This window comes from Candidatus Binatota bacterium (genome assembly GCA_012960245.1).
Classification (GTDB): domain Bacteria; phylum Desulfobacterota; class Binatia; order UBA1149; family UBA1149; genus UBA1149.
Window position 1 is genome coordinate 1 of record DUBO01000028.1, and the last position, 19,176, is coordinate 19,176.

At 65.5% G+C, this 19,176-nt stretch carries 15 protein-coding genes; 11 read left to right on the forward strand and 4 right to left on the reverse strand.

All coding sequences use genetic code 11. The features are described from left to right. The 3 genes from EYQ35_04730 to EYQ35_04740 form a co-directional block, all read left to right on the forward strand. Positions 1 to 827 (forward strand): hypothetical protein (locus tag EYQ35_04730; GenBank protein HIF63448.1); only part of this gene is annotated, 827 nt, incomplete at its 5' end. Beyond that, on the forward strand, positions 824 to 1,306 hold the full coding sequence (locus EYQ35_04735; protein ID HIF63449.1) for a nuclear transport factor 2 family protein: 483 nt from the start codon (positions 824 to 826) through the stop codon (positions 1,304 to 1,306). The genes EYQ35_04730 and EYQ35_04735, both read left to right, overlap by 4 nt. 28 nt (positions 1,307 to 1,334) lie before the next feature. Further along, a complete protein-coding gene (locus EYQ35_04740) occupies positions 1,335 to 2,528 on the forward strand; it encodes an acyl-CoA dehydrogenase (GenBank protein HIF63450.1) in 1,194 nt (397 codons plus the stop codon). Here the strand turns inward: EYQ35_04740 and EYQ35_04745 are convergent. Both EYQ35_04745 and EYQ35_04750 read right to left on the reverse strand, forming a co-directional pair. After that, positions 2,525 to 3,475, reverse strand: coding sequence for an SDR family oxidoreductase (locus tag EYQ35_04745; GenBank protein HIF63451.1), 951 nt, complete (start codon positions 3,473 to 3,475; stop codon positions 2,525 to 2,527). The two genes, EYQ35_04740 and EYQ35_04745, sit on opposite strands and share 4 nt — an antisense overlap. Beyond that, a complete protein-coding gene (locus EYQ35_04750; protein ID HIF63452.1) occupies positions 3,358 to 4,830 on the reverse strand; it encodes an aldehyde dehydrogenase family protein in 1,473 nt (490 codons plus the stop codon). Before EYQ35_04750 ends, EYQ35_04745 begins: the two co-directional genes overlap by 118 nt. Before the next feature lie 193 nt (positions 4,831 to 5,023). On the opposite strand from EYQ35_04750, the gene EYQ35_04755 reads away from it, so the two are divergent. The 8 genes from EYQ35_04755 to EYQ35_04790 all read left to right on the forward strand — a co-directional run bounded on the left by EYQ35_04755 (position 5,024) and on the right by EYQ35_04790 (position 14,140). Next, positions 5,024 to 6,205: an acyl-CoA dehydrogenase gene (locus EYQ35_04755; protein ID HIF63453.1), complete on the forward strand. Its 1,182-nt coding sequence runs from the start codon at positions 5,024 to 5,026 to the stop codon at positions 6,203 to 6,205. A 52-nt stretch (positions 6,206 to 6,257) separates the two neighbouring features. Then, positions 6,258 to 7,412: a CoA transferase gene (locus tag EYQ35_04760; GenBank protein ID HIF63454.1), complete on the forward strand. Its 1,155-nt coding sequence runs from the start codon at positions 6,258 to 6,260 to the stop codon at positions 7,410 to 7,412. A gap of 48 nt (positions 7,413 to 7,460) precedes the next feature. Then, positions 7,461 to 8,588: an acyl-CoA dehydrogenase gene (locus EYQ35_04765; protein HIF63455.1), complete on the forward strand. Its 1,128-nt coding sequence runs from the start codon at positions 7,461 to 7,463 to the stop codon at positions 8,586 to 8,588. Between the two features lie 31 nt (positions 8,589 to 8,619). After that, positions 8,620 to 9,627 (forward strand): XdhC/CoxI family protein, encoded by a 1,008-nt coding sequence (locus EYQ35_04770; protein HIF63456.1) that lies wholly within the window; start codon positions 8,620 to 8,622, stop codon positions 9,625 to 9,627. Between the two features lie 14 nt (positions 9,628 to 9,641). After that, the gene (locus tag EYQ35_04775) at positions 9,642 to 10,313 is read left to right on the forward strand and encodes a nucleotidyltransferase family protein (protein HIF63457.1); all 672 of its coding nucleotides are present in this window, start codon (positions 9,642 to 9,644) and stop codon (positions 10,311 to 10,313) included. Positions 10,314 to 10,345: 32 nt separating this feature from the next. Then, positions 10,346 to 10,969 carry a carbon monoxide dehydrogenase gene (locus tag EYQ35_04780; GenBank protein HIF63458.1) on the forward strand — a complete coding sequence of 208 codons (624 nt, stop codon included), beginning with the start codon at positions 10,346 to 10,348 and terminating at the stop codon, positions 10,967 to 10,969. Positions 10,970 to 11,110: 141 nt separating this feature from the next. After that, entirely contained in the window at positions 11,111 to 13,252 is a 2,142-nt protein-coding gene (locus EYQ35_04785) for a hydantoinase/oxoprolinase family protein (GenBank protein HIF63459.1), read from the forward strand. A 270-nt stretch (positions 13,253 to 13,522) separates the two neighbouring features. Further along, positions 13,523 to 14,140 (forward strand): hypothetical protein, encoded by a 618-nt coding sequence (locus EYQ35_04790; protein ID HIF63460.1) that lies wholly within the window; start codon positions 13,523 to 13,525, stop codon positions 14,138 to 14,140. Here EYQ35_04790 and EYQ35_04795 read toward each other — a convergent pair. Both EYQ35_04795 and EYQ35_04800 read right to left on the reverse strand, forming a co-directional pair. After that, entirely contained in the window at positions 14,137 to 18,243 is a 4,107-nt protein-coding gene (locus tag EYQ35_04795) for a hypothetical protein (GenBank protein ID HIF63461.1), read from the reverse strand. The genes EYQ35_04790 and EYQ35_04795 overlap by 4 nt on opposite strands. 54 nt (positions 18,244 to 18,297) lie before the next feature. Beyond that, positions 18,298 to 19,098, reverse strand: coding sequence for a hypothetical protein (locus EYQ35_04800; protein ID HIF63462.1), 801 nt, complete (start codon positions 19,096 to 19,098; stop codon positions 18,298 to 18,300). Positions 19,099 to 19,176: the final 78 nt, after the last annotated feature.

Here is a 19,176-nt window from a genome sequence, read left to right on the forward strand (position 1 = left end):
GCTGGGGGCCCAACATCATGGCGCTGTCGGGCATGGCGGCTGCGTCGGGCTTTGCAGAGCGCGAGTGCACCATGGACCAGTATGCGTTTCCCGACCCCATGACGGCGCTGCACGGACTGTTCGCCGTCATGTCGGCGCTGGAGTACCGCCGGCAGACAGGACGGGGACAGTACGTCGACCTGTCACAGTTCGAGTGCACGGCCGGGCTTGCGGGCGAGTTACTGGTGGACGCGCTGGCCGGGTCGTCTGCGGGGGCAACACCATCCCAGCAGCCGGCCTCCGCCTGCCCCGAGGGCGTGTACCGCTGCTCGGGTGAAGATCGCTGGCTCGCGCTGTCGGTGCAGGACGACGGCCAGTGGGCCGGGCTTTGCCGTGTGCTTGGACGCTCGGCCTGGCTGGCCGACGCCGGGCTCGTCCACGCCGACGGCCGCTTGGAGCGCGCCAACGAAATCAACGAGGGCATCAGCGATTGGACGGCAGAACGTAGCCCGCTCGAGGCCAGCGAGCAGTTGCAGGCCGCCGGTGTCGCCGCCGCCCCCGTGCAGAACGTCGATGACCAGTACCACCACGACCCACAGCTACACGCTCGGGGCTTCTTTGAGCTGGTGGAACACCTTACTCTCGGCACGGTGACGGCCTGCGCGTTGCCGCTGGGCCTGGGTGACACGCCCGCGGCCAGCGGTGTGGCCGGGGCCGCCGTGGCCGAGCACAACGATTACGTGCTGGGCGAACTGCTGGGCTTGAGCGCGGCTGATATAGCCGAGCTGGAGCGCGACGGCGCGGTTCAGCCGCGGGCCGGGAACAAAACAAGGAGCGACGATCAATGAGCAACAACAGCAATCTCGAAGCGACCGTTAGACGGCTGGCCGACCTCGAGGCCATACGCGACCTGCCGCGCCGCTACGCGCACTGCGTGTGGAACGGCGACGGCAAAAGTATTGTCGAGCTGTTCGCCGAGCAGGGCAGCATGGACATAGGCGACGGCCGGCCCATAGTCGGCCGCGAGAATCTCAAGCGCGACTACGGTGACATGCTTACCGGCATCGGTCTCTACCCCTACGTGCACAACCACGTGGTCGAACTCGACGGTGACCACGCCACGGGCAACTGCTACCTCGATCTCAGGGCGACCATGGGTGACCAGAGCATGATAGGCTCGGGCTGGTACGACGACAGCTACGTACGCGAGGACGGCGCGTGGAAGTTTGACTCGAGGGTGTTGCACATCCGTTTCCTGGTGCCGGTGGGCGAAGGCTGGGCCGACGTCGACGGTAAGCAGGGCGACGTGTTCCCGGCCAGGGACTGAGGGACGGGACTGATCGTTCTTAAGCGACATGAACTTCGCGCACGGTGAAAAAGAACTGGCCTTCGCGGCCGAGGTTGAGCAGTTCCTCGACGAGTACCTGTCCGATCCCGCGCGCCGCGCGGCGGTGAGCGACCGTCACCCCGAGCAGCTCTCGCAGACGGTCGACAGCGCGGCCAAGCGCGAGTTCATTGCCGCGCTGGCCGAGCGCGGCTGGCTGGGCATGTCGTGGCCGGTCGAGTACGGCGGTGCGGCGTTGTCGGGCATCTACGATTTCATACTCACCGAGGCGCTGGCGCGGCGCGGCCTGCCGCAGCCGGGCAAGGGCGTGGGCATGGTGGGCAAGACCATCATCCGCAACGGCAGCGACGAGATGAAAAAGCGTTTCCTGCCGCAGATCATCCGCGGCGAGATCGAGTTCGCGGTGGGCTACAGCGAGCCCGAGGCCGGCAGCGACGCGGCCAACATGCAGCTGCGCGCCGAGCGCGACGGCGACCACTGGCTGCTCAACGGCACCAAGATGTGGACCACCTCGGCCCACTTTGCCGACTGGTACTGGCTGGGCGCACGTACCGACCCCGACGCGCCGAGGCATCGCGGCATAACGCTGTTCCTCATTCCCATGGACAGCCCGGGCCTGGAGGTGACGCCCATAATGACCATGGGCGACGAGCGTACCAACCAGGTGTTCTTCGACAAGGTGCGCGTGGACGACGACTGCGTGGTGGGCGAACTCAACCGCGGCTGGACCTATATATGCGAGGCGTTGGACCTGGAGCGTTTTGCCATGATGCCCATGGGCCCGCTCGAGACCAAGGCGGCCGCCTTGTTTGCCTGGGCCCGCGAGGCCACTCGCGAGGGCCGCCCGCTCGCAGAAGATCCCAGGGCACGCAGGCAACTGGCTCTCGTGGCGACCGACCTGCAGGTGGCGCGAGCGTTACAGAAGCGCGTGCTTGCCGCGGCCCTTGGCGACACCGTGCCCACCGTCGAGTCGTCGCAGTACAAGCTGTTCATGAACGAAGCGGGGCAGCGCGTGGCCGACACCGCGCTCGACCTCGCGGGCGTTGCCGGCCAGTTGCGGGTAGGGCAGCGCCACACACCCCAGGACGGACGCTTCGAGCGCAGCTATCGCTACACGGTGGTCGACACCATAGGCGGCGGCACCTCGGAGATACAGAAAAACATAATAGCCACGCGGGCGCTTGGCCTGCCGCGCAGTTTTTAGGTTCTGCTGGCGGGTTCGGTGGGGGCGGCGGCCGTCGGATCGATCTCCAGCAGCTCGGCGCAGGCCTGCTCGGGCAGTTCAAGCGTGCGTGCCACGGTAAGCCCCACTACCGCCGGGTCCATGGCGCCTGCCCAGCCCGGGTAGCCGCCGGCTTCCCACTCCTGGTAGGCCACCTGGGCGCGTTCGGGATCCCAGCTGGCGTTGAAGTTGGTCCAGGCCGGTCCGCAGCGCAGCACCGTTACCCGTGTGCCCTGTTCGGCCAGTTCGCGCCTGAGCGAGACGGCATAGTTTTCAAGCGCCGCCTTGGTAGCGGCGTACACCGCCATCCACGGGTAGGGGTCGTTCACTGTCGTCGAAGAGATCATCACCACCTGGCCACCTTTGGCCGCGCGCAGCAGTGGCACGGCCTCGCGGCAGCAGTACATTGCGCCCAGCAGGTTGGTGTCCAGCTGCGCGGTCAACTCGTGGTCGGCGAGGTCTTCCACGCGCGCGAGTTCGGCCACGCCGGCGTTGATGACCAGTATGTCCAGGCGGCCGTCAAACAGATCGGCGGCTTCGGCGAACGCGCTTCGAACCGAGTCGGGGTCGGCCACGTCGGCCTGTATAGCCCTGGCCCGCTCGCCCAGGCGCGCGGCTTCTTCCGCCAGCTTGCCGGTTTTGTTGGTGGCATCGTCGGGGTCGCTGTCGCCAGCGCGGGCGAGCATTGCTACGCATACGCCGCGTTCGACCAGCGCCTCGGTGATGGCCAGGCCCAGGCCGCGCGAGGCACCTGTGACCAGGGCGGTTTTGCCGGCAAGTGAGCGCGGGGTGCTGTGACTGCCTGCTTCGCTCAAGCGGGGAATCCCAGCGTCTTGGTCTCCAGGTACTCCGAGAAACCCTCCAGCCCCATCTCGCGTCCTATCCCGCTCTGGCGGTAGCCGCCGAAGGGCGAGTCGGGCGCGAACCACATGCCTCCGTTTACGCCCACGGTGCCGGTGCGAAGACGACGGGCCACGCTCTCGGCGCGCTCGAGCGATGCCGAGCTTACGCCGCCCGACAGCCCGTAGTCAGAGTCGTTGGCTATGCGCACGGCGTCGTCGTCGTCGTCAAAGGGCAGCAGGGTGAGTACCGGCCCGAATATTTCTTCGCGGGCTATGGTCATGGAGTTATCGACGTCGGCAAACAGCGTCGGTTCAACGTAGTAGCCCTTTTCGTGCGGCCCGCGTCCGCCGCCGGTGACAAGGCGCGCGCCCTCGGCCTTGCCCTTTTCGATGTAGCCCAGCACGCGCTCCCGCTGGCGAGCATTGATGAGCGGGCCCATCAGGTTGGAGGGGTCGGTGGGGTCTCCCCAGGCCACGCCCTCGACGGCCGTGGCCGCAAGTTCGACCGCTTGATCGTAGCGGTCGCGGGGAATGAGCCAGCGCATGGTCATTGCGCAGCCCTGGGCCGCGTGGGCAAAGCTGAAGGCAGCGAACGGCATAGTAGCCTCAAGGTCGGTGTCGTCGAGGACTATGTGCGCCGACTTGCCGCCCAGCTCGAGGAATACCTTTTTAACCGTGTCCGCCGAGCGGGCCATGATGTGGCGGCCCACGGCCGTCGAGCCGGTGAAGCTTACCATGTCCACGCGTGGGTCGGCGGTGAGGAACTCGCCCACCTCGGCTGGATCGCTCGCGGTCACCACGTTGAATACGCCCGGGGGCATGTCGGTGTGCTCGGCCGCCAGGCGTCCGAGCCAGGTGGCGTTCCACGGGGTATCGGGCGCGGGCTTGAGCACCACCGTGTTGCCCGCCGCCAGTGCCGGCAGGATCTTGGCCATGTTGACCTGCAGCGGGTAGTTCCAAGGTGTTATGGCGGCGACCACGCCGATGGGCTCGCGCACGACGGTTCGGCGGCTCTTCATTCCCATGAAGTCGGATATTCCCAGGTCGCGCTCCCACTCGAAGCCGTCGATGAGCGCGATGGGCCACCTGGCCTGCTCGATCACCGTGTCGCACTGCACGGCCCAGGTGAGCTGCAGCGGGCTGCCGGCCTCGGCCACGGTCTGCCAGCGCAGCGGCTCTTTCTCTGCCTCGAGCGCTTCGCGCAGCTGTTCCAGGCAGCGTTTGCGCAGTTGCCGGTCGCCGGCCCACTGCCCGTCGTCGAAGGCCCGGCGCGCAGCCGCGACGGCGCGTTCAGCGTCCTCGCTGTCGCCGTCGGCAGCCTGGCCCAGGACCTCTTCGGTGGCCGGGTTGATGTTGTCGTAGCTACGCCCCGAGGCGGCCTCTACCAGCTCGCCATCGATGAGTAACCGTGTTTCCGGGTTGAACTTTACTGCGTCGGCCATCCCCCTGACTGTCCTGCCTCCCCACACCAGTCAAGAAGCTCGCTACGTTTCTTTGATGGCAAAGGAGCGTATCCCCCTTCCGGCTGGAGTAGAACACGTTTCACTTGAGGGGGGTGGCGTGCTACTTCTCTTTGCTTGCCCGTGAGCCATCGCGCCCGTTTCGCCGGGCAGCGGCCGGGCAGCGGAGGTAGCCTTGAATTTCGAGTTTTCCCAGGCCGAGCAGGCTTTTCAGCAGGAAGTTGAGCAGTGGCTGGCCGACAACCACGACCCCGAGGTCATGGATCCCACCCGCGAGAACTTCACCCAGTTGGCCGACACGCCCGAGCGCCGCGCGTTCATGAAGAAGCTCGCCGCCCAGGGCTGGATGGGCATGACCTGGCCCCGGGAGTACGGCGGCCAGGAAATGGAGGGTGTCTACGAGTACATACTCAACGAGGCGCTTGCGCGCGTGGGCGCCCCGCAGATCGGCAAGGGCGTGGGCATCATCGGTAAGACGCTCATTCGCCACGGTAGCGATAAGCTCAAGAGCGAATTCCTGCCGAAGATTCTCAGCGCCGAGGTCGAGTTTGCCGTTGGCTACAGCGAGCCCCAGGCCGGTAGCGACGCGGCCAACATGCAGTTGAAGGCCGAGCGCGACGGCGACTGGTGGGTGATGAACGGCCAGAAAATCTGGACCACCTCCGCCCACTTTGCCGACTGGTACTGGTTCGGTGCCCGCACCGACCCCGACGCTTCCAAGCACAACGGCATCAGCCTGTTTCTCGCCCCCATGCGCAGCGAGGGCATGCAGATCCTGAGTACGCCCACCATAGGCAAGGACACCACCAACGAGGTGTTCTTCGACAACGTGCGCGTGCACAACGACTACATGGTCGGCGAGCCGGGCAAGGGTTTTCAGTACATAAGCGAGGCGCTCGACCTGGAGCGCTTCACTATGTTTACCTTCTCGCCCATAGAGGAACGCACCCGCCTGCTGTGCAACTGGGTGCGCGACACTCAGCGCGACGGGCGCGCGCTGCGCGACGACCCGGTCGTACGCAGCACCATCGCCAACACCGTGACCGAGACCGAGGTGGCCCGCTGCCTGGGCTACAAGTTCGTGGCCGCGTCGCTGAAGGGTGGCAAGCCGCCCACCTGCGAGGCATCGGAATACAAGCTCTACGGCACCAACCTGTCGCAGCGCGTGGCCAATACGGCCCTCGACGTAATAGGCGGCGAGGCCCAGCTCAAGGAGGGTACCGACAGCGCGCCGCTGCGTTCCCGCTTCGAGGGCACTTATCGTTGCACCGTGGTCGAGACCATAGGCGGCGGCGCCTCGGAGATTCAGAAGAACATCATCGCGCGTCGCAAGCTGGGGTTGCCGCGCAACTTCTGAGCCGACACCGTTGCCAGCCATGACAGACAACGCGTCAACTCCCGCTGTGCCCATGCTCAAGGGCACCACCGTGCTCGACCTGTCGAGCGTGGGGCCGGCGGCCAGGTGCAGTCGCATACTGGCCGACTACGGCGCCGATGTGGTCAAGATCGGCCCCGTGCCGCGCCACGAGGGCGTGCAGATCCGCCCTCCGTTTCACAGCTACTCGGCCGGCCGCGGTTACCGCCGCGCGCTGTTCGACTTCAAGGACCCCAGCGGTCGCGACGCCTTCGCGGCGCTCGCTTGTAAGGCCGACGTCGTGATCGAGAGTTTTCGTCCCGGCGTCGTTGATCGCCTTGGCATCGGTTACGCAGACCTGTCGGCCGGCAACCCCGGCCTGGTCTACTGCTCAACGAGCGGCTACGGCCAACAGGGCCCGGCCTCGCAACGCGCCGGCCACGATCTCAACTATCTTGCCGTGGGTGGATTTCTGCACTGCTCCACCCGGCGGGCCGACGGAGGACCGCCGACGCCCGGGGCCACGGTAGCCGACAGCGCCGCCGGTGGCATGCAGGCGGCGGTGGCCATACTGGCGGCGCTGCTGCGGCGCGCGCGCACGGGACAGGGCGAGTACCTGGACGTGTCGGTGGCCGACGGCGTGCTGGCGCTCATGGCCCTGCACGTAGACGAGCACCTGGCCACTGGCGCCGAGCCGGGCCCGGGCAGCAACGTGCTCACCGGTCGCTACGCCTGCTACGACTGCTACCAGGCCCGCGACGGCGCTTGGCTTGCGGTGGGCGCCATCGAGGCTGCCTTCTGGGCCAACCTTTGCCGTGCACTCGGGCTCGACAAGCTCGCGCAGCGCCAGTACGACGACGACGCCCAGGAAGAGCTGCGCGCAGAGCTCGCGCGAGTGTTTGCCGGCGAGGATCGGCAACACTGGCTCGACCTGCTGCTCGACGCCGACACCTGCGTGACGCCCGTGTACTCGATAGACGAACTGGTAGATGACCCGCAGTTCGCGGCGCGCGGGGTTTTTGGCACGGCCGAGCATCCTGTCGAGGGTCGCCTGCGGCAGGTAACCCCGCTCCTGGCCGGTCAGCAACGGGGCGATGACCGCGTGCAGCTGCCCGACCCCGAGGTCACCCATACGCGCGAGCTGCTGGGCGCTGCCGGCCTGGGAGCCGAGGCCCTGGACGAGTTGTTTGACAGCGGGGCCGTTGCCTGAAGGCGTCGGCCGAGAGCCACGCGGTAGACGAGAGAAGAGGAAGAACACATGGACCTGGATTTCAGCGAAGAACAACAGATGCTGCGCGACACCTTGCGCTCGCTTTGCGCCGAGCACTCCACGATCGAAGTCGTGCGCGCCCTCGAGGATGACGCCAAGGGCTACACCGACGAGTTCTGGGGCAAGCTGGCCGAGCTGGGTATCACCGGCCTCACCCTGCCCGAGCCCTGGGGCGCGGGTATGGGACTTATGGACGCGGTGGTGGTGTACGAGGAATTAGGGCGTGCGTTGGCCGCTTCTCCGCATTTTGACAGCTGCGTGATGGCTGGTGGCGTGCTGGCCGCCGCGGGCAGCACGGAGCAGAAGGACGAGTGGCTTCCTGGCATAGCTTCGGGCGAAAAGATCGTGGTGCCCGCGTGGTTGGAGCCGGGCAACGGCTGCGGTCCGCGCGGCGTGCAGATGCGCGCCCGTCCGGACGGTGGCGGCTTCGTGCTCGAGGGCGAAAAACTCCACGTGCATTTTGCGCGTGAGGCCGACGCTCTGCTTGTGCTGGCCCGCAGCGGCGACGGCGACGAGGATGTAGATATATTTATCGTCGATGCCCGCACCGAGGGCCTCCAGATGGAGCAGCAGTTGTCGATGGCGTCGGACTGTCAGTACCTGCTGACCTTTGACGGCGTGCAGGTCGACGCCTCCTCGCGCGTTGGCGCCGCTGGTTCGGGCTGGGCTGCGTGGAATACAGCCATGCTCAACGGCATCGTGTTGCAGGCGGCCCAGGCCATGGGCGGGGCCGAGCGCGGGCTGGAGATAACCGTGCAGTACTCGCTCGATCGCGAGCAGTTCGGCAAACCGCTGGGCGCTTTCCAGGCGCTGTCACACTACATGGCCGACGCAACGACCCTGATCTCAGGCGGTCGCACGCTGGCTTACGAGGCCGCGTGGACCCGCGACCAGGGACTGTCGACTGCCAGGCTCGCGCCCATGGCCAAGCTCTTTGCCTGCAACACCTACCGCGATGCCACTGCCATGATGGTCCAGGTCCACGGCGGTATGGGTTTCACCATAGAGTACGATATCCAGTTGTTCTTCCGCCGCGCCAAGCAGATGCAATTGGCCTGGTGGGACACGCGCTACCTCGAAGAGCTGGTGGCCGCCGAGGTACTCGACGCCGCCTGAAGGGTCGGGTCGGGCGAGAGGAATACGACGCTTGCGCGAGCTGGCCGATACGCTCAATGGCTGGCGCCAACAGGGCCGACGCGTCGCCGTGGCCACGCTGGTGGCGGTGCAGGGCTCGGCACCGCGCCGTAGCGGGGCGCGCATGCTGGTGTCCGATGACGGCAGCGTCGAGGGATCGGTGAGCGGGGGCTGCGTCGAGTCGGACCTCGCGCGCGTGGCCCTGGACATGATCGCCAGTGGAGAGGCTGCGAAACTGCTCGACTACGAGCTGGCCACGAGTGTCGACAGCCGGCCGGGTGTCGAGCGAGGCCCCGAGGCAACTTCCTGCGGCAGTATAAGCGTGCTGGTCGAAGTGCTGGCTGGCGATGAACCGGCGCTGGACCTGGCGCTGGCCGAGCTCGCCGCGGGGCGTGCCTGCTCCCTGGTGACAGCCTTGCCGCCGGGGTCGGGAAGGCTGTGTATCGACCACGACGAAAACAGGGCGGGCGTTATGCAAGGCAGCCTGGGAGCGCTCACGGCAGGGCAATTGCGAGACTCTGACGAGGTATTTTTCGAGCAGCTGGAGCCCGACGAGCCACTGTACATCGTTGGCGCCACCGACACCGCGGCGCAGCTGTGTCGCATGGCCTCGGCCACCGGCTTTGCGGTGACGGTCATAGACCCGCGCGCGGCTTTCGCTCGCCCTGATCGTTTTCTAGATGCGCGGGCACTGTTGTGCGAGTGGCCGCAGGCGGTTTTCAAGCGAGAGGATCTGCCCGTTACGGCCAGCGTTGTTACTCTGAGCCACGACGAGAAGTTTGACATGCCGGCGCTCGAAGCCGCGCTCGCCGCAGACATACGCTACGTGGGCGCGCTGGGCAGTCGTGCCACCCAGGCCCGTCGTCGTCGTGAGCTGGCCTCGCGCGGGGTCGCAGAAGAACAGCTCGACAGCATTCACGGGCCAGTGGGGCTCGACCTGGGTGGCCGCGAGCCCGCCGAGATAGCCGTGGCCGTACTCGCCGAGCTGGTGGCCGCGCGTCACGGCCGGGCACTGTCGTGACCCACGGGCGACTTGTGAGCGGCGTACTGCTGGCCGCCGGTGCTTCCTCGCGCATGGGCGAGTGCAAGCCGCTGCTGCCCTGGGGCGAGGTCACGCTGATAGAGGCGGTGACGGCCGAGTTGTTGCGGGTTGAGTTCTGCGAGCTGGTGGTCGTGCTGGGTCGCGAGGCCGAGCGCGTGGCCGCGCTGCTTGAGCAGATGGACGACGCGCGGATCACGATAGCCCGCAACCGGGACTACGCCCGCGGCGTGGCCTCGTCGCTGCAAGCGGGCCTGGCGGCCTGTTCGCCCACGAGCGAGGCGGCCGCGGTGCTGCTGGGCGATCAACCCACGCTGGGCCACGAGCTGGTCGAGCGGGTGATAGCCGCCTGGTCGGCCGGCGACCGCGAAGCCGCGCGACCGGTCTACACCGGTGGCGAGGGTGATCCCGTACCCGGCCAGCGAGTACCCGGCCATCCCGTGCTGCTCGGGCGATCGCTGTGGCCGTCGGTAGCCGCGCTTTCGGGCGAGCAGGGCGCGCGCGAGTTGTTTGCTGCCGATCCATCGCTGTTGCTCGAGCTCGAGCTCGAAGGCCCGCCGCCCCCTGACATCGACAGCCACGATGATTACCTCGCCGCGCTGGCCGATATGATCGACGCGGGCGACTTGAAAACGGGTAACTTGAAAAAAGAGCCGCGCATGGGCTAACTGGTCGGCGCTACTACCCGCAAAGGAAAACGATGGCAATAGAGATCAAGCAGCAGTTTGAAGTTAACGCGCCCGCCGAGCAGGTGTGGGCGTTTGTCATGGACCCGCATCGCGTGGCTCCGTGCATGCCCGGTGCCACACTCGACGAGGTCATCGACGACAAGAACTTTCGCGGTTCGGTTCGCATAAAGGTGGGCGCCGTTTCGGCCGCTTACAAGGGCAGCGTGTGCATGCAGAAGGCCGACCAGGCAGCGGGCCTGCTCGAGATGCTGGCCGAGGGTAGAGAGACCGGCGGTGGTACGGCCCGCGCAACCATGACCGCCACCGTGACCGCGGGCGACAACGGCACAACCGCCGTCACCGTGTTCGCGGCGGTGGATATAACCGGTCGGCTGATGCAGGTGGGCGGGCGTATGATACAGGGCGTGTCGGACCAGCTGTTCAAGCAGTTCGTGCGCAAGCTCAAAGCCGAGCTCGAGGCTGGCGCGGCATCTTCCGGAGCCGGGACTTCCAGCGCGCCGGCTTCCCTGGCGATTTCTCCAGGAACAACAGCGCCGGCACCGGCCGACAACGCCATACGCGTGCTGCCCCTGCTGCTGCGCACCCTGGCGGCCGCCATAGTCCGTCTGTTCCGCCGCCTGTTGGGCCGTGGCTGACGGTAAAACAGCCGCGCAAAGCCGCGTGCCACGGCTAGAACGTGTTGCAATATGAGTCGCGGCCACCGATAATCCGCCCGCGCGGCCGGCACGGGGGCAGTTTCGCTCCGCCGGCGCCCAACAGGAAGGAGACCACCAAGAATGTCACGTTATGTTGTAGCCTGCGACGCGGGCGGCACGATGACCGATGTCATCATCGTCGATGAGGAAGGCCGCAGTGTCATAGGCAAGGCGCCCACTTCGCCGCAGGACGAGAGCATCGGCTACATGGAGTCCTTCTGGGAAGCCCTGGAGTTCATGGGTATCGACCGCGAGCAGGGCGCGCAGTTCGGTGCCCAGGTCGAGACCGCCATCTACACCGGCACCTCGATGCTCAACACGGTGATCAACATGAGCGGCTACCGCACCGGTCTGCTCGTCACCCGTGGGTTTGAAGACATCATCGCCCAGGGCCGCGGTTCGCAGACTTTTATCAACGCCCAGTGGACCGAGATCACCCACATGCAGTACCGCAAGCACCGCACGCCGCTGGTGCCGCGCAGCCTGGCCCGTGGAGTGACCGAGCGCGTGGACATGTTCGGGCAGGTAGTCATCCCCATGTACGAGCACGAGGTCGAGCAGGGCATACGCGAGCTGCTGGTAGACGAGCAGGTAGAAGCCATCGCCATCGTGTTTCTGCAGTCGTTCAACAATGCCACCCACGAACGGCGCGCAGCCGAGATCGCCCGCGAGGTCATGAAAGAAACCGGCCGCGAGGTGGTGCTCGAACTGTCGAGCCAGGTGGCCCCCACCACCCGCGAGGTGTCGCGCGCCAACGCCACCGTGGTGCAGGCCTACGCGAGCGATCCGGCGCGCAAGCAGCTGCTGCGCATTGAAGAAGAAATGAAGGGCGTGGGCTACGAACACAGCCTGAAGACCGTGCTCGGCTATGGCGGCATCACCAACATACGCTACCCGCGCCTTTTTGAAGCCGCCATGTCTGGCCCGGTAGGCGGACTGATGGGGGCCAAGTACCTGTCGAGCGTGATAGGCGAGGACAACATAGTGTGCTCCGACGTGGGTGGCACGTCGTTTGACGCCGGTGCCATCACCGCAGGCGTTCTGCCCATCGACCGCGAGCCCGGTTTCCAGGACATGTACGTCAACGTGCCCATGCTCGGCATCACCTCCATAGGCGCGGGTACGGGCACCTACATACGGCTCGATCCGCAGACCAATCGCATCAAGCTCGGCCCCGACTCGGCCGGCGGTACACCGGGGCCAGCCTTCCTGGAGGCCGGCAACACCACGCCGACCATCAACGACGTCAACCTGTTGCTGGGCATACTCAACGAGGACAACTACCTGGGCGGCAAGCTGTCGGTAAACAAGCAGGTGTCTTACGACACCTTCAAGGAGAAGGTAGCCGACCCCCTGGGCATGGACGTATACGTGGCCGCCGAGACCTGTCTCGAGCTGCTCAACGTGATGATGCGCGAGCACCTGGTGCGCAGCCTTATGGTCGGGCACGACTTGAGGGAGTACGTGTTGCTGGGCTACGGCGGCGGTGGCCCCATGCACCTGCTCGGCTACGCCGGTGATCACCCGTGGAAGGCGGTGGCAACCGTACCGCACGCAGGCGGGTTCTCGGCCTGGGGCGGCGCCTGCATGGACTACTCGCACCGACGCCATAAAAGCGTGCAGGCCCTGCTCACGCCCGAACTCGACGATGCAACGCGGCTTGCCTACGTGGCGCCGGTGGCGCAGGCCTGGCGCGATCTCGAGACCGAACTGCTCGAAGAGCTGCAGGAAGAGGGATTTGACCGCGACCAGATCACTCTCAACCAGGTGGCCTACGTGCGCTACTTTGGTCAGCTCGAGGATGTGGAGGTCGACTCGCCGGTGGCCACGCTCGAGAACCTCGACGATCTCGGCCAGCTCATAACTGCTTTCGAGGACCTGTACACGAAGATGTTTACGCTGGCAGCAAAGCCCGACGCGGGCAGCTACCTGATCACCGAGGTCTGTGTCACTGCCAAGGTGGCCACCGTTAAGCCGCGACTGCGGCGCCATGAGCTGGCTGACAAGAAACCCAGCAAGGAAGCCTTCAAGTTTACCCGGCCCGTGTTCCAGGGTGGCGAGTGGAACGACGCCGACATATGGCGCATGGAGTCACTTGTGCCGGGCAACGAGATCGAGGGCCTGGCGGTCATCGAGGCATCGAACACCACGCTGTTCGTTCCCCGCGAATGGAAACTACGCATCGACGAGCACGACATCTACTGGCTCACCCGCGCCGACTAACGGGCAGTGGCAAGCGCTGGGACGATACCGTGGCGATGCCAGGGCGCGTCGTTTTTTAGTTAGCTTAAAGAAGGAATACGAAAACGAATTCAGCAGACCAGGGATCTGGTCATGGCTGAAGACTTCGATTATATCGAAGACATCGATAGTAGAACACGCCGCCACGACAAGCTGGGTGGCGTTGGCCCCGGGGTGTTTTGACGCGCCTCGTAACCAGGTCTCCGGCTCCCTGCAGTATCGGGGGGGGGGCAGGATGGAGAAATGAGAAGTATGAAAATCAAAACGATGAGACTCGCATTGGTACTCGCTTCGCTGGCGTTGATAGGTCTTTCGACCTCCTCGTGGGCCCATGATGATGGCGATGATGATGGTAGCGCCGCAAAGGTCACGAACGTGAAGCTGGAGACCTTCCAGGTACCGGAGATGGTGCCCAATACTACCCTGGATGAAACCGATGAGGTCGGTGGCTCGAGAGCCAGGCTCGTCCGTCGTGACGACTCCCTGGCGCTGAAACTGAAGACCAGGGATCTTCCCCCGGCGGTCTACACGTTCTGGTTGCACCTCACCCATGCTGATGGCGAAGTCAGCATACTATGGGCCGGGAATGCGTTGGTCGGTAGGAGGGGGAAGCTGAGCTTGAACACCGTGCTTCCGGCCGGGGCGCACAATGCGCCAGGGTATATTTTTATCGGTAACGGTCTACAACCGGGGCAGGCGGCCGACGTGAGCGTAGAGCTCTGGGTCCGCAGCCATGGCGCTCTCGCCCAGGATGCCGATACGGCTGGCGAGCAGTTGACCCGGCCCTTTGGCGGTTGCACCGACTCCCGCAACCCCAATCCCCGGCCGGGCGACTACCCCTGCTGGAACCCGCAGCGCGCGGTTTTCTAGCGGCACTTGGCCAGGCGCGCCTTGAGAACGCACTCGTGGCCAGCCGTGCTGAAGTCGGCGTCGCCACAGTGAGCCGAGGGCTCGATTTCGGTGTCGAGGCGAATTTCCACCGTTAAAGGTAGCGACTGCGGGTACAGCGTGGCCGCGGCCTGCCGGCCTACTATTTTGAATTTAATCTGCCCCGGGTCACTGGATCGCCCCCAGCGAAGCACGACACGGTTGATTCCGCTCGCCAGGGAACTGCCGCTCCATTTTGCCGACGTGCCCTTACTGTTGGTCTTCCATCCTTCCTTCGTAGCGGGGTCGAAAAGGCCTGCCGGAATGGTGGCCGACACGACGTCGTCGCCGGCCGCGTCGCGCAGGAAGACGCGTACGCCGTCAGCAGCAGGGTCGAGTTCGGGTATGAAGGGGTAAGGCCTGGTGAAGGTACCGCCGAGCTTGATCTTCTGCTCGCCGGAGGGCCTGTCGAGGCGCGCGACGATGATGCGCGGTTTGTTGATTGCCGAGCAGGGGCCACTTGTACCGGTGCAACCCGACGGGTCGCGGCTGGCCACCGCCAGCGCACCGACGGTTCGCGCTAGTTCGAGTACGGTGAACTCGCTGTAGGAGACCAGTTCGTTGCTGTCAACGTAACGGCGCAGGGGCGGGTAGGGGTCGCGCTCCCCGTTTGCCCACGGGTAGGAGTTTTCGTCGGCCTGCACGGCCTGGTCGTAAGGATTGGCGTTGCTCAGCACGGTCATCGTTCCGAAGACCGGTATACCCGGTACGGGTTCCTCGATGCCGTCGTACATCGACGGCTTCTGCAGTGGGTCCCGTGGCGAACGCGCGCCGGTCCCCGTGATGAAACTGAGCGAGAGCGGGTTGGCGCCCAGCTGTACGTGCAGGTTACGGGCGGCGCTGTCGCGGTATACCGGGTCCTCGGTGAGACTATACGCCTGCAGCAACTGGAAGGCGTAGTCGGTGGAGTGCGCGAACGAACCCCAGGCTATCCACACCGGAACGTCGAGACGGCTACCGCTGCGGTAGGGACTGGACTCGGTTCGTGAGACAAGCACGTCGGCCTCGGTGACGAAGGCCTGGCGAATCTCCTCGCGACTGGTTTCGTCGACCGACGCGTGCGGGCTGTTGGCGTAGGCCCAGCTAGCCTCGCGCTGATGGTGTTGCCAGGTATTCCATCCCCACAGGGGAGGGTGCATTGCCCAGTAGGTCGCGAAAGCGTCTCGGAACGAGACTTCTCCCGTGGTCCGGAACAGTTCGGCCGCGGCCCACGCGCGTTCGTCGTCATCGCCCAGGGGGTCCTGGTAAGAGCCGGTACAGACACCCGACGGGTTGACGAATCCCGCGGCCGGCTCCGCGGACGGGTTAGCGACGAGAAAGGTCCACGCGCTGCGGGCGGCCTCGAGATAGGTCTCGGCGAGATCACCGTCCCAGGCGGAAAAGATCCGGCTCGCCATGGCCAGGACGGCAGCTGCGCTGGCCGTGTCGTGGGTGGTTTTCTCGAGGATGTACTGTGTCTCGGTGCTCGTTTCGGGCATGCCGCCAACCCAGCAGGAGGTAGTCACCTTGTTGGGGAAGCCGCCGTCGGCCTCCTGGAGGCGGACGAGCCAGTCGAGTTCCCAGCGCGCTTCGTCGAGGAGATCGGGCACCCCGTTGCCGCTTTCGGGGAGACCCCAGTCGTCGGCGTGGGTCGGGCCATCGCAGTTGCCGAGGTCGAAGGCGGCCAGCAGGTACCACAGGGCCGTGGCCCCGGTTGGAATGTACTTGTTGTAGTCGCCGGCGTCGTGCCAGCCGCCGCTGACGTCGCGTTGGCCACCGACGGTTTCCCCGGCGTAGAGGGCACTGGCCGCGACGCTGGCGTGGTATTGAGCCGGCGCGACGTGACACGCGTCGTGCGGGTGGGTAGTGCCGACGAGATCGGTTCCGCAACGCTGGTGGTAAAGCGCACGCCCGGTCGTTTGCACGACCGGGTCGTAGACGTCATCGGCGACAACGAAGGGGTCGCTTGTTCCGAAGCCTTCCACCCTGGCCACGTAGGTTCCGGGAATCACGAGGGCGGAGAAATCAAAGCCGTAGACGTCTTCGCCCGAGAGGTGCCAGTTCGCGGCGTGCAGCTCGATGGGCACGGTCAGGACCACTGAGTCGGTGTCTGTGTCGACGATATCGGCAGACGACGCGTCGGTGCGCAGCGGCCCGTAAGGTAAGGCCATGGCATCGAGTACCGCGCCCGGCAGCGGGGCTGCCTGGCTTGACCAGCCGCCTGCGTTTGAGTCGTAGACGTAGGCCAGGCCCGCCGGCCCCAGCGCCATTCCGCGCCGGTTGTCGAGGAAGGCGATGGCCGACAGGGCATCGACGCCCGGGCTGGGGTCGAGGGTGAGCACGTCGTAGCCGGATCCCGAGCGGCGAACGATGGTGCCGTTGTCACCCACGGCGACCGCTCCGCCGTGCGGGTCGCCCGTTATTTTCCATAGATCGACGGGCTGCGGAGAGACACGCTCCTGCCACTGCCCGTACTTGCGTTCAAAGAAGGCTCCGCCGCGGCCGATAGCCCAGGCGACCGAGTAGGGGAAGCCACCGACGTCGAGAAGATCAGCCGAAGTCACGCCCACCGTCTCGGTCCAACTCGACCCGTCCCAGTCAAGAAGGGTGCCCGCGTCACCAACGGCCAGGGCGTTCGAGTCGTTGATGGCGAAAACGGCCGCGAGGTTCTGCGAGGTTCCGGACGCGACGACTTGCCATGATTCGCCCGCCGCCGAGCGGTGAAGGATGAGGCCACCATCGCCGACGATCCAGCCTTCGAGGGTATCGGTGAACGATATATCGTTGAGATCGACGGTCGCGGGGACCGTGATCTCCTGCCACGCGGCCCCGTCGAAACGACGAACGCTGCCACCGTCTCCGACGACCCAGGCATCAGACGCGTGACGGATGGCGACTCCCCGTAGATTTTCGGTACCCACCGATTCAACAGTCCACCCGTCGCGTGGGTGCCACCGAGCGACCATGCCGGATTCGCCGACCACCCAGATACCGCCGCCGAGGTCGCCGAGGTAACCGCCCACGAAGCCGACCTTGGGGTCATTGGGGCGGTAGCCGACCTGGTCTATTTTTACGTTGGGGTTTGGTGCTTCCGGGTCGAAGCCAAGTGGCAGGGTGGAGGGAATCATCGAGTTGCCGGCCTCGTCCCTGATGCCGTCGACATCGATCTGGTAAGCGTGGCCTTCCAGTAGATCCTCGGGCCACTGGAGGGTCACGTCATAAATCACTACCGGCGCCCCGCTCACTCCGCTGGGCACGCCGCCTGCGAAGTCAACGGTACGCCACTCCAGGCCCGCGTCGACCGGCGTACGCGGCGAAGCGTAGGCGGGGTCGCTGGAACTCAGGAGCGTGTAGCGGGCCGGGTCACCGGCGTCGGCGGTGTTGTAACGCTCGGAGAAACGAAGGCGCGTGTAGCGGTTGCTTTCGACAATGACCTCGCTGACCTCCACCGGGGTCGTGTCGCGGGCGGCGATGTCGTCGACGTAGGTCTGCCGGTACTGCGCATCAACGCTCCAGTGAAACATCTCCACGTCCGAAAGGTCCCAGGCCTGGGTCTGGAGGTCGGCGATGGGAATGGTCACCTTCCTCCAGGTGCCGTCCAGGACTCCTCCCTCGATGTAGTCTGCGATCGCGATTTCGTTCGAGGCCTGGTCCCACTTGGTCAGGTACAAGGTCTGTCCCTGGACCGGGTCCAGCGGGTCGGCTGCCCGCGTGTAGAAGTCGATCGCGTCGTAGCCGCTGAGGTTGCGACGTCCGCCACTGTCGCAGTACAGGATCAGCTTGGGCCTGTGCCAGGGCGAGGGCTCGAGGAGAAGGCTCTGCAGGCCGCTGTAGGATTCGGCGGTCGTCTCGGAGGCGTATTCAACGCAGCTGGCCGAGGGGAGAGGTGAGCCCCCGGGTTCGCCGTCGTAGAGCACGGTGTCGGGTACCGCTCCCGCCGGGATGGCCGGCAGAAGTACACAGGTGGCCAGGGCGAAGACAGCCCCCCACCGGAAGGTCCAGCCGCTGGCGAGTCGGCTCCTCCCAATGGAATTCAAGCGGGTGGACCATGCTGATAGTGCGACCATCAAAGATACACGGCGGCTTCCCGGTCACGACACGTAGCCTGCTCCAGGAACGCCTTACCCGTGACTTATACAGGTGTTCTGGCGTTGAATGTAGGGGCGGAAATGGGGCGGTATTACAGGCCCCGCGGTCTTTCCCCACGGCGCCCCGACCTGGGCCGCGTAACGGTCGATGGTTATAGCGTGGCGGACGTGGCGCAGCAGCCGCGACAGGCCGGGGCCCTCGCGGCGTACCGAGACTCCCTCGTGGGCTAGCTCGAGAATGGGGTAGGATCCGCACTCGCCCTTTGTCGCTTCGCTGGTGACCAACAATCCTACACCGCGACTGTTGGCGAACTCGAGAGCCCGTTGCTCGTCGACAATAGAGCCCAGTGGATCTCCACTGATGTTGCAACTGGTGGCAAGCGGCGCCGCGAAGTGCTTGCCGGCCCACATCCCGGGCTCCGCGCTGTGATCAAAGGCAGCTTCAATTTCCTTTACCATTTCGCGGTGTATGCCGTTGAGCATCAGGGCCTGGTGGCTGCCATCGCGGACGGTGGAGGATTGGAAGCCGGGGGCGGCGAAGGGGAATCGCAGGATGACGTCGGACATGTCCGAGATGGCTTCGGGCAAGTGGAATCCATCGGGGAGCCTGTCGTGGTCCAGGCTCTGCCAGAAGCGCGAGAGGTCGCCTATCGTCGCGCTGTAGGTCTTGTTGGGTAGTCGTATTTTGAGCCTGTCGAGATGGCCGACTCCCTGGCTGGTCGGGGCGGCGATGAGCACGTATACCGGTGCCAGCTGCACGACCACGGCGTTGACTCGTAACTCGTCGATGATCCTGCCGAACGCGTTTCGGTCGGTGATATCTATGGTTTTCATGGCCTGTTTTTCTCCCCGCGGACAGCCTGGTTCAGCAACAGCCGTGCCAGCGTGAAAGAGCAGAAAAACAGCCTGAAA

What these genes read in the sequence shown, in the direction of transcription:
- EYQ35_04735 (HIF63449.1), top strand. Translation starts at nt 824, where the DNA reads ATGAGCAACAACAGCAATCTCGAAGCGACCGTTAGACGGCTGGCCGAC.
- EYQ35_04740 (HIF63450.1), top strand. Translation starts at nt 1,335, where the DNA reads ATGAACTTCGCGCACGGTGAAAAAGAACTGGCCTTCGCGGCCGAGGTT.
- EYQ35_04750 (HIF63452.1), bottom strand. Translation starts at nt 4,830, where the DNA reads ATGGCCGACGCAGTAAAGTTCAACCCGGAAACACGGTTACTCATCGAT.
- EYQ35_04760 (HIF63454.1), top strand. Translation starts at nt 6,258, where the DNA reads ATGCTCAAGGGCACCACCGTGCTCGACCTGTCGAGCGTGGGGCCGGCG.
- EYQ35_04765 (HIF63455.1), top strand. Translation starts at nt 7,461, where the DNA reads ATGGACCTGGATTTCAGCGAAGAACAACAGATGCTGCGCGACACCTTG.
- EYQ35_04780 (HIF63458.1), top strand. Translation starts at nt 10,346, where the DNA reads ATGGCAATAGAGATCAAGCAGCAGTTTGAAGTTAACGCGCCCGCCGAG.
- EYQ35_04785 (HIF63459.1), top strand. Translation starts at nt 11,111, where the DNA reads ATGTCACGTTATGTTGTAGCCTGCGACGCGGGCGGCACGATGACCGAT.
- EYQ35_04790 (HIF63460.1), top strand. Translation starts at nt 13,523, where the DNA reads ATGAAAATCAAAACGATGAGACTCGCATTGGTACTCGCTTCGCTGGCG.
- EYQ35_04795 (HIF63461.1), bottom strand. Translation starts at nt 18,243, where the DNA reads ATGGTCGCACTATCAGCATGGTCCACCCGCTTGAATTCCATTGGGAGG.
- EYQ35_04800 (HIF63462.1), bottom strand. Translation starts at nt 19,098, where the DNA reads ATGAAAACCATAGATATCACCGACCGAAACGCGTTCGGCAGGATCATC.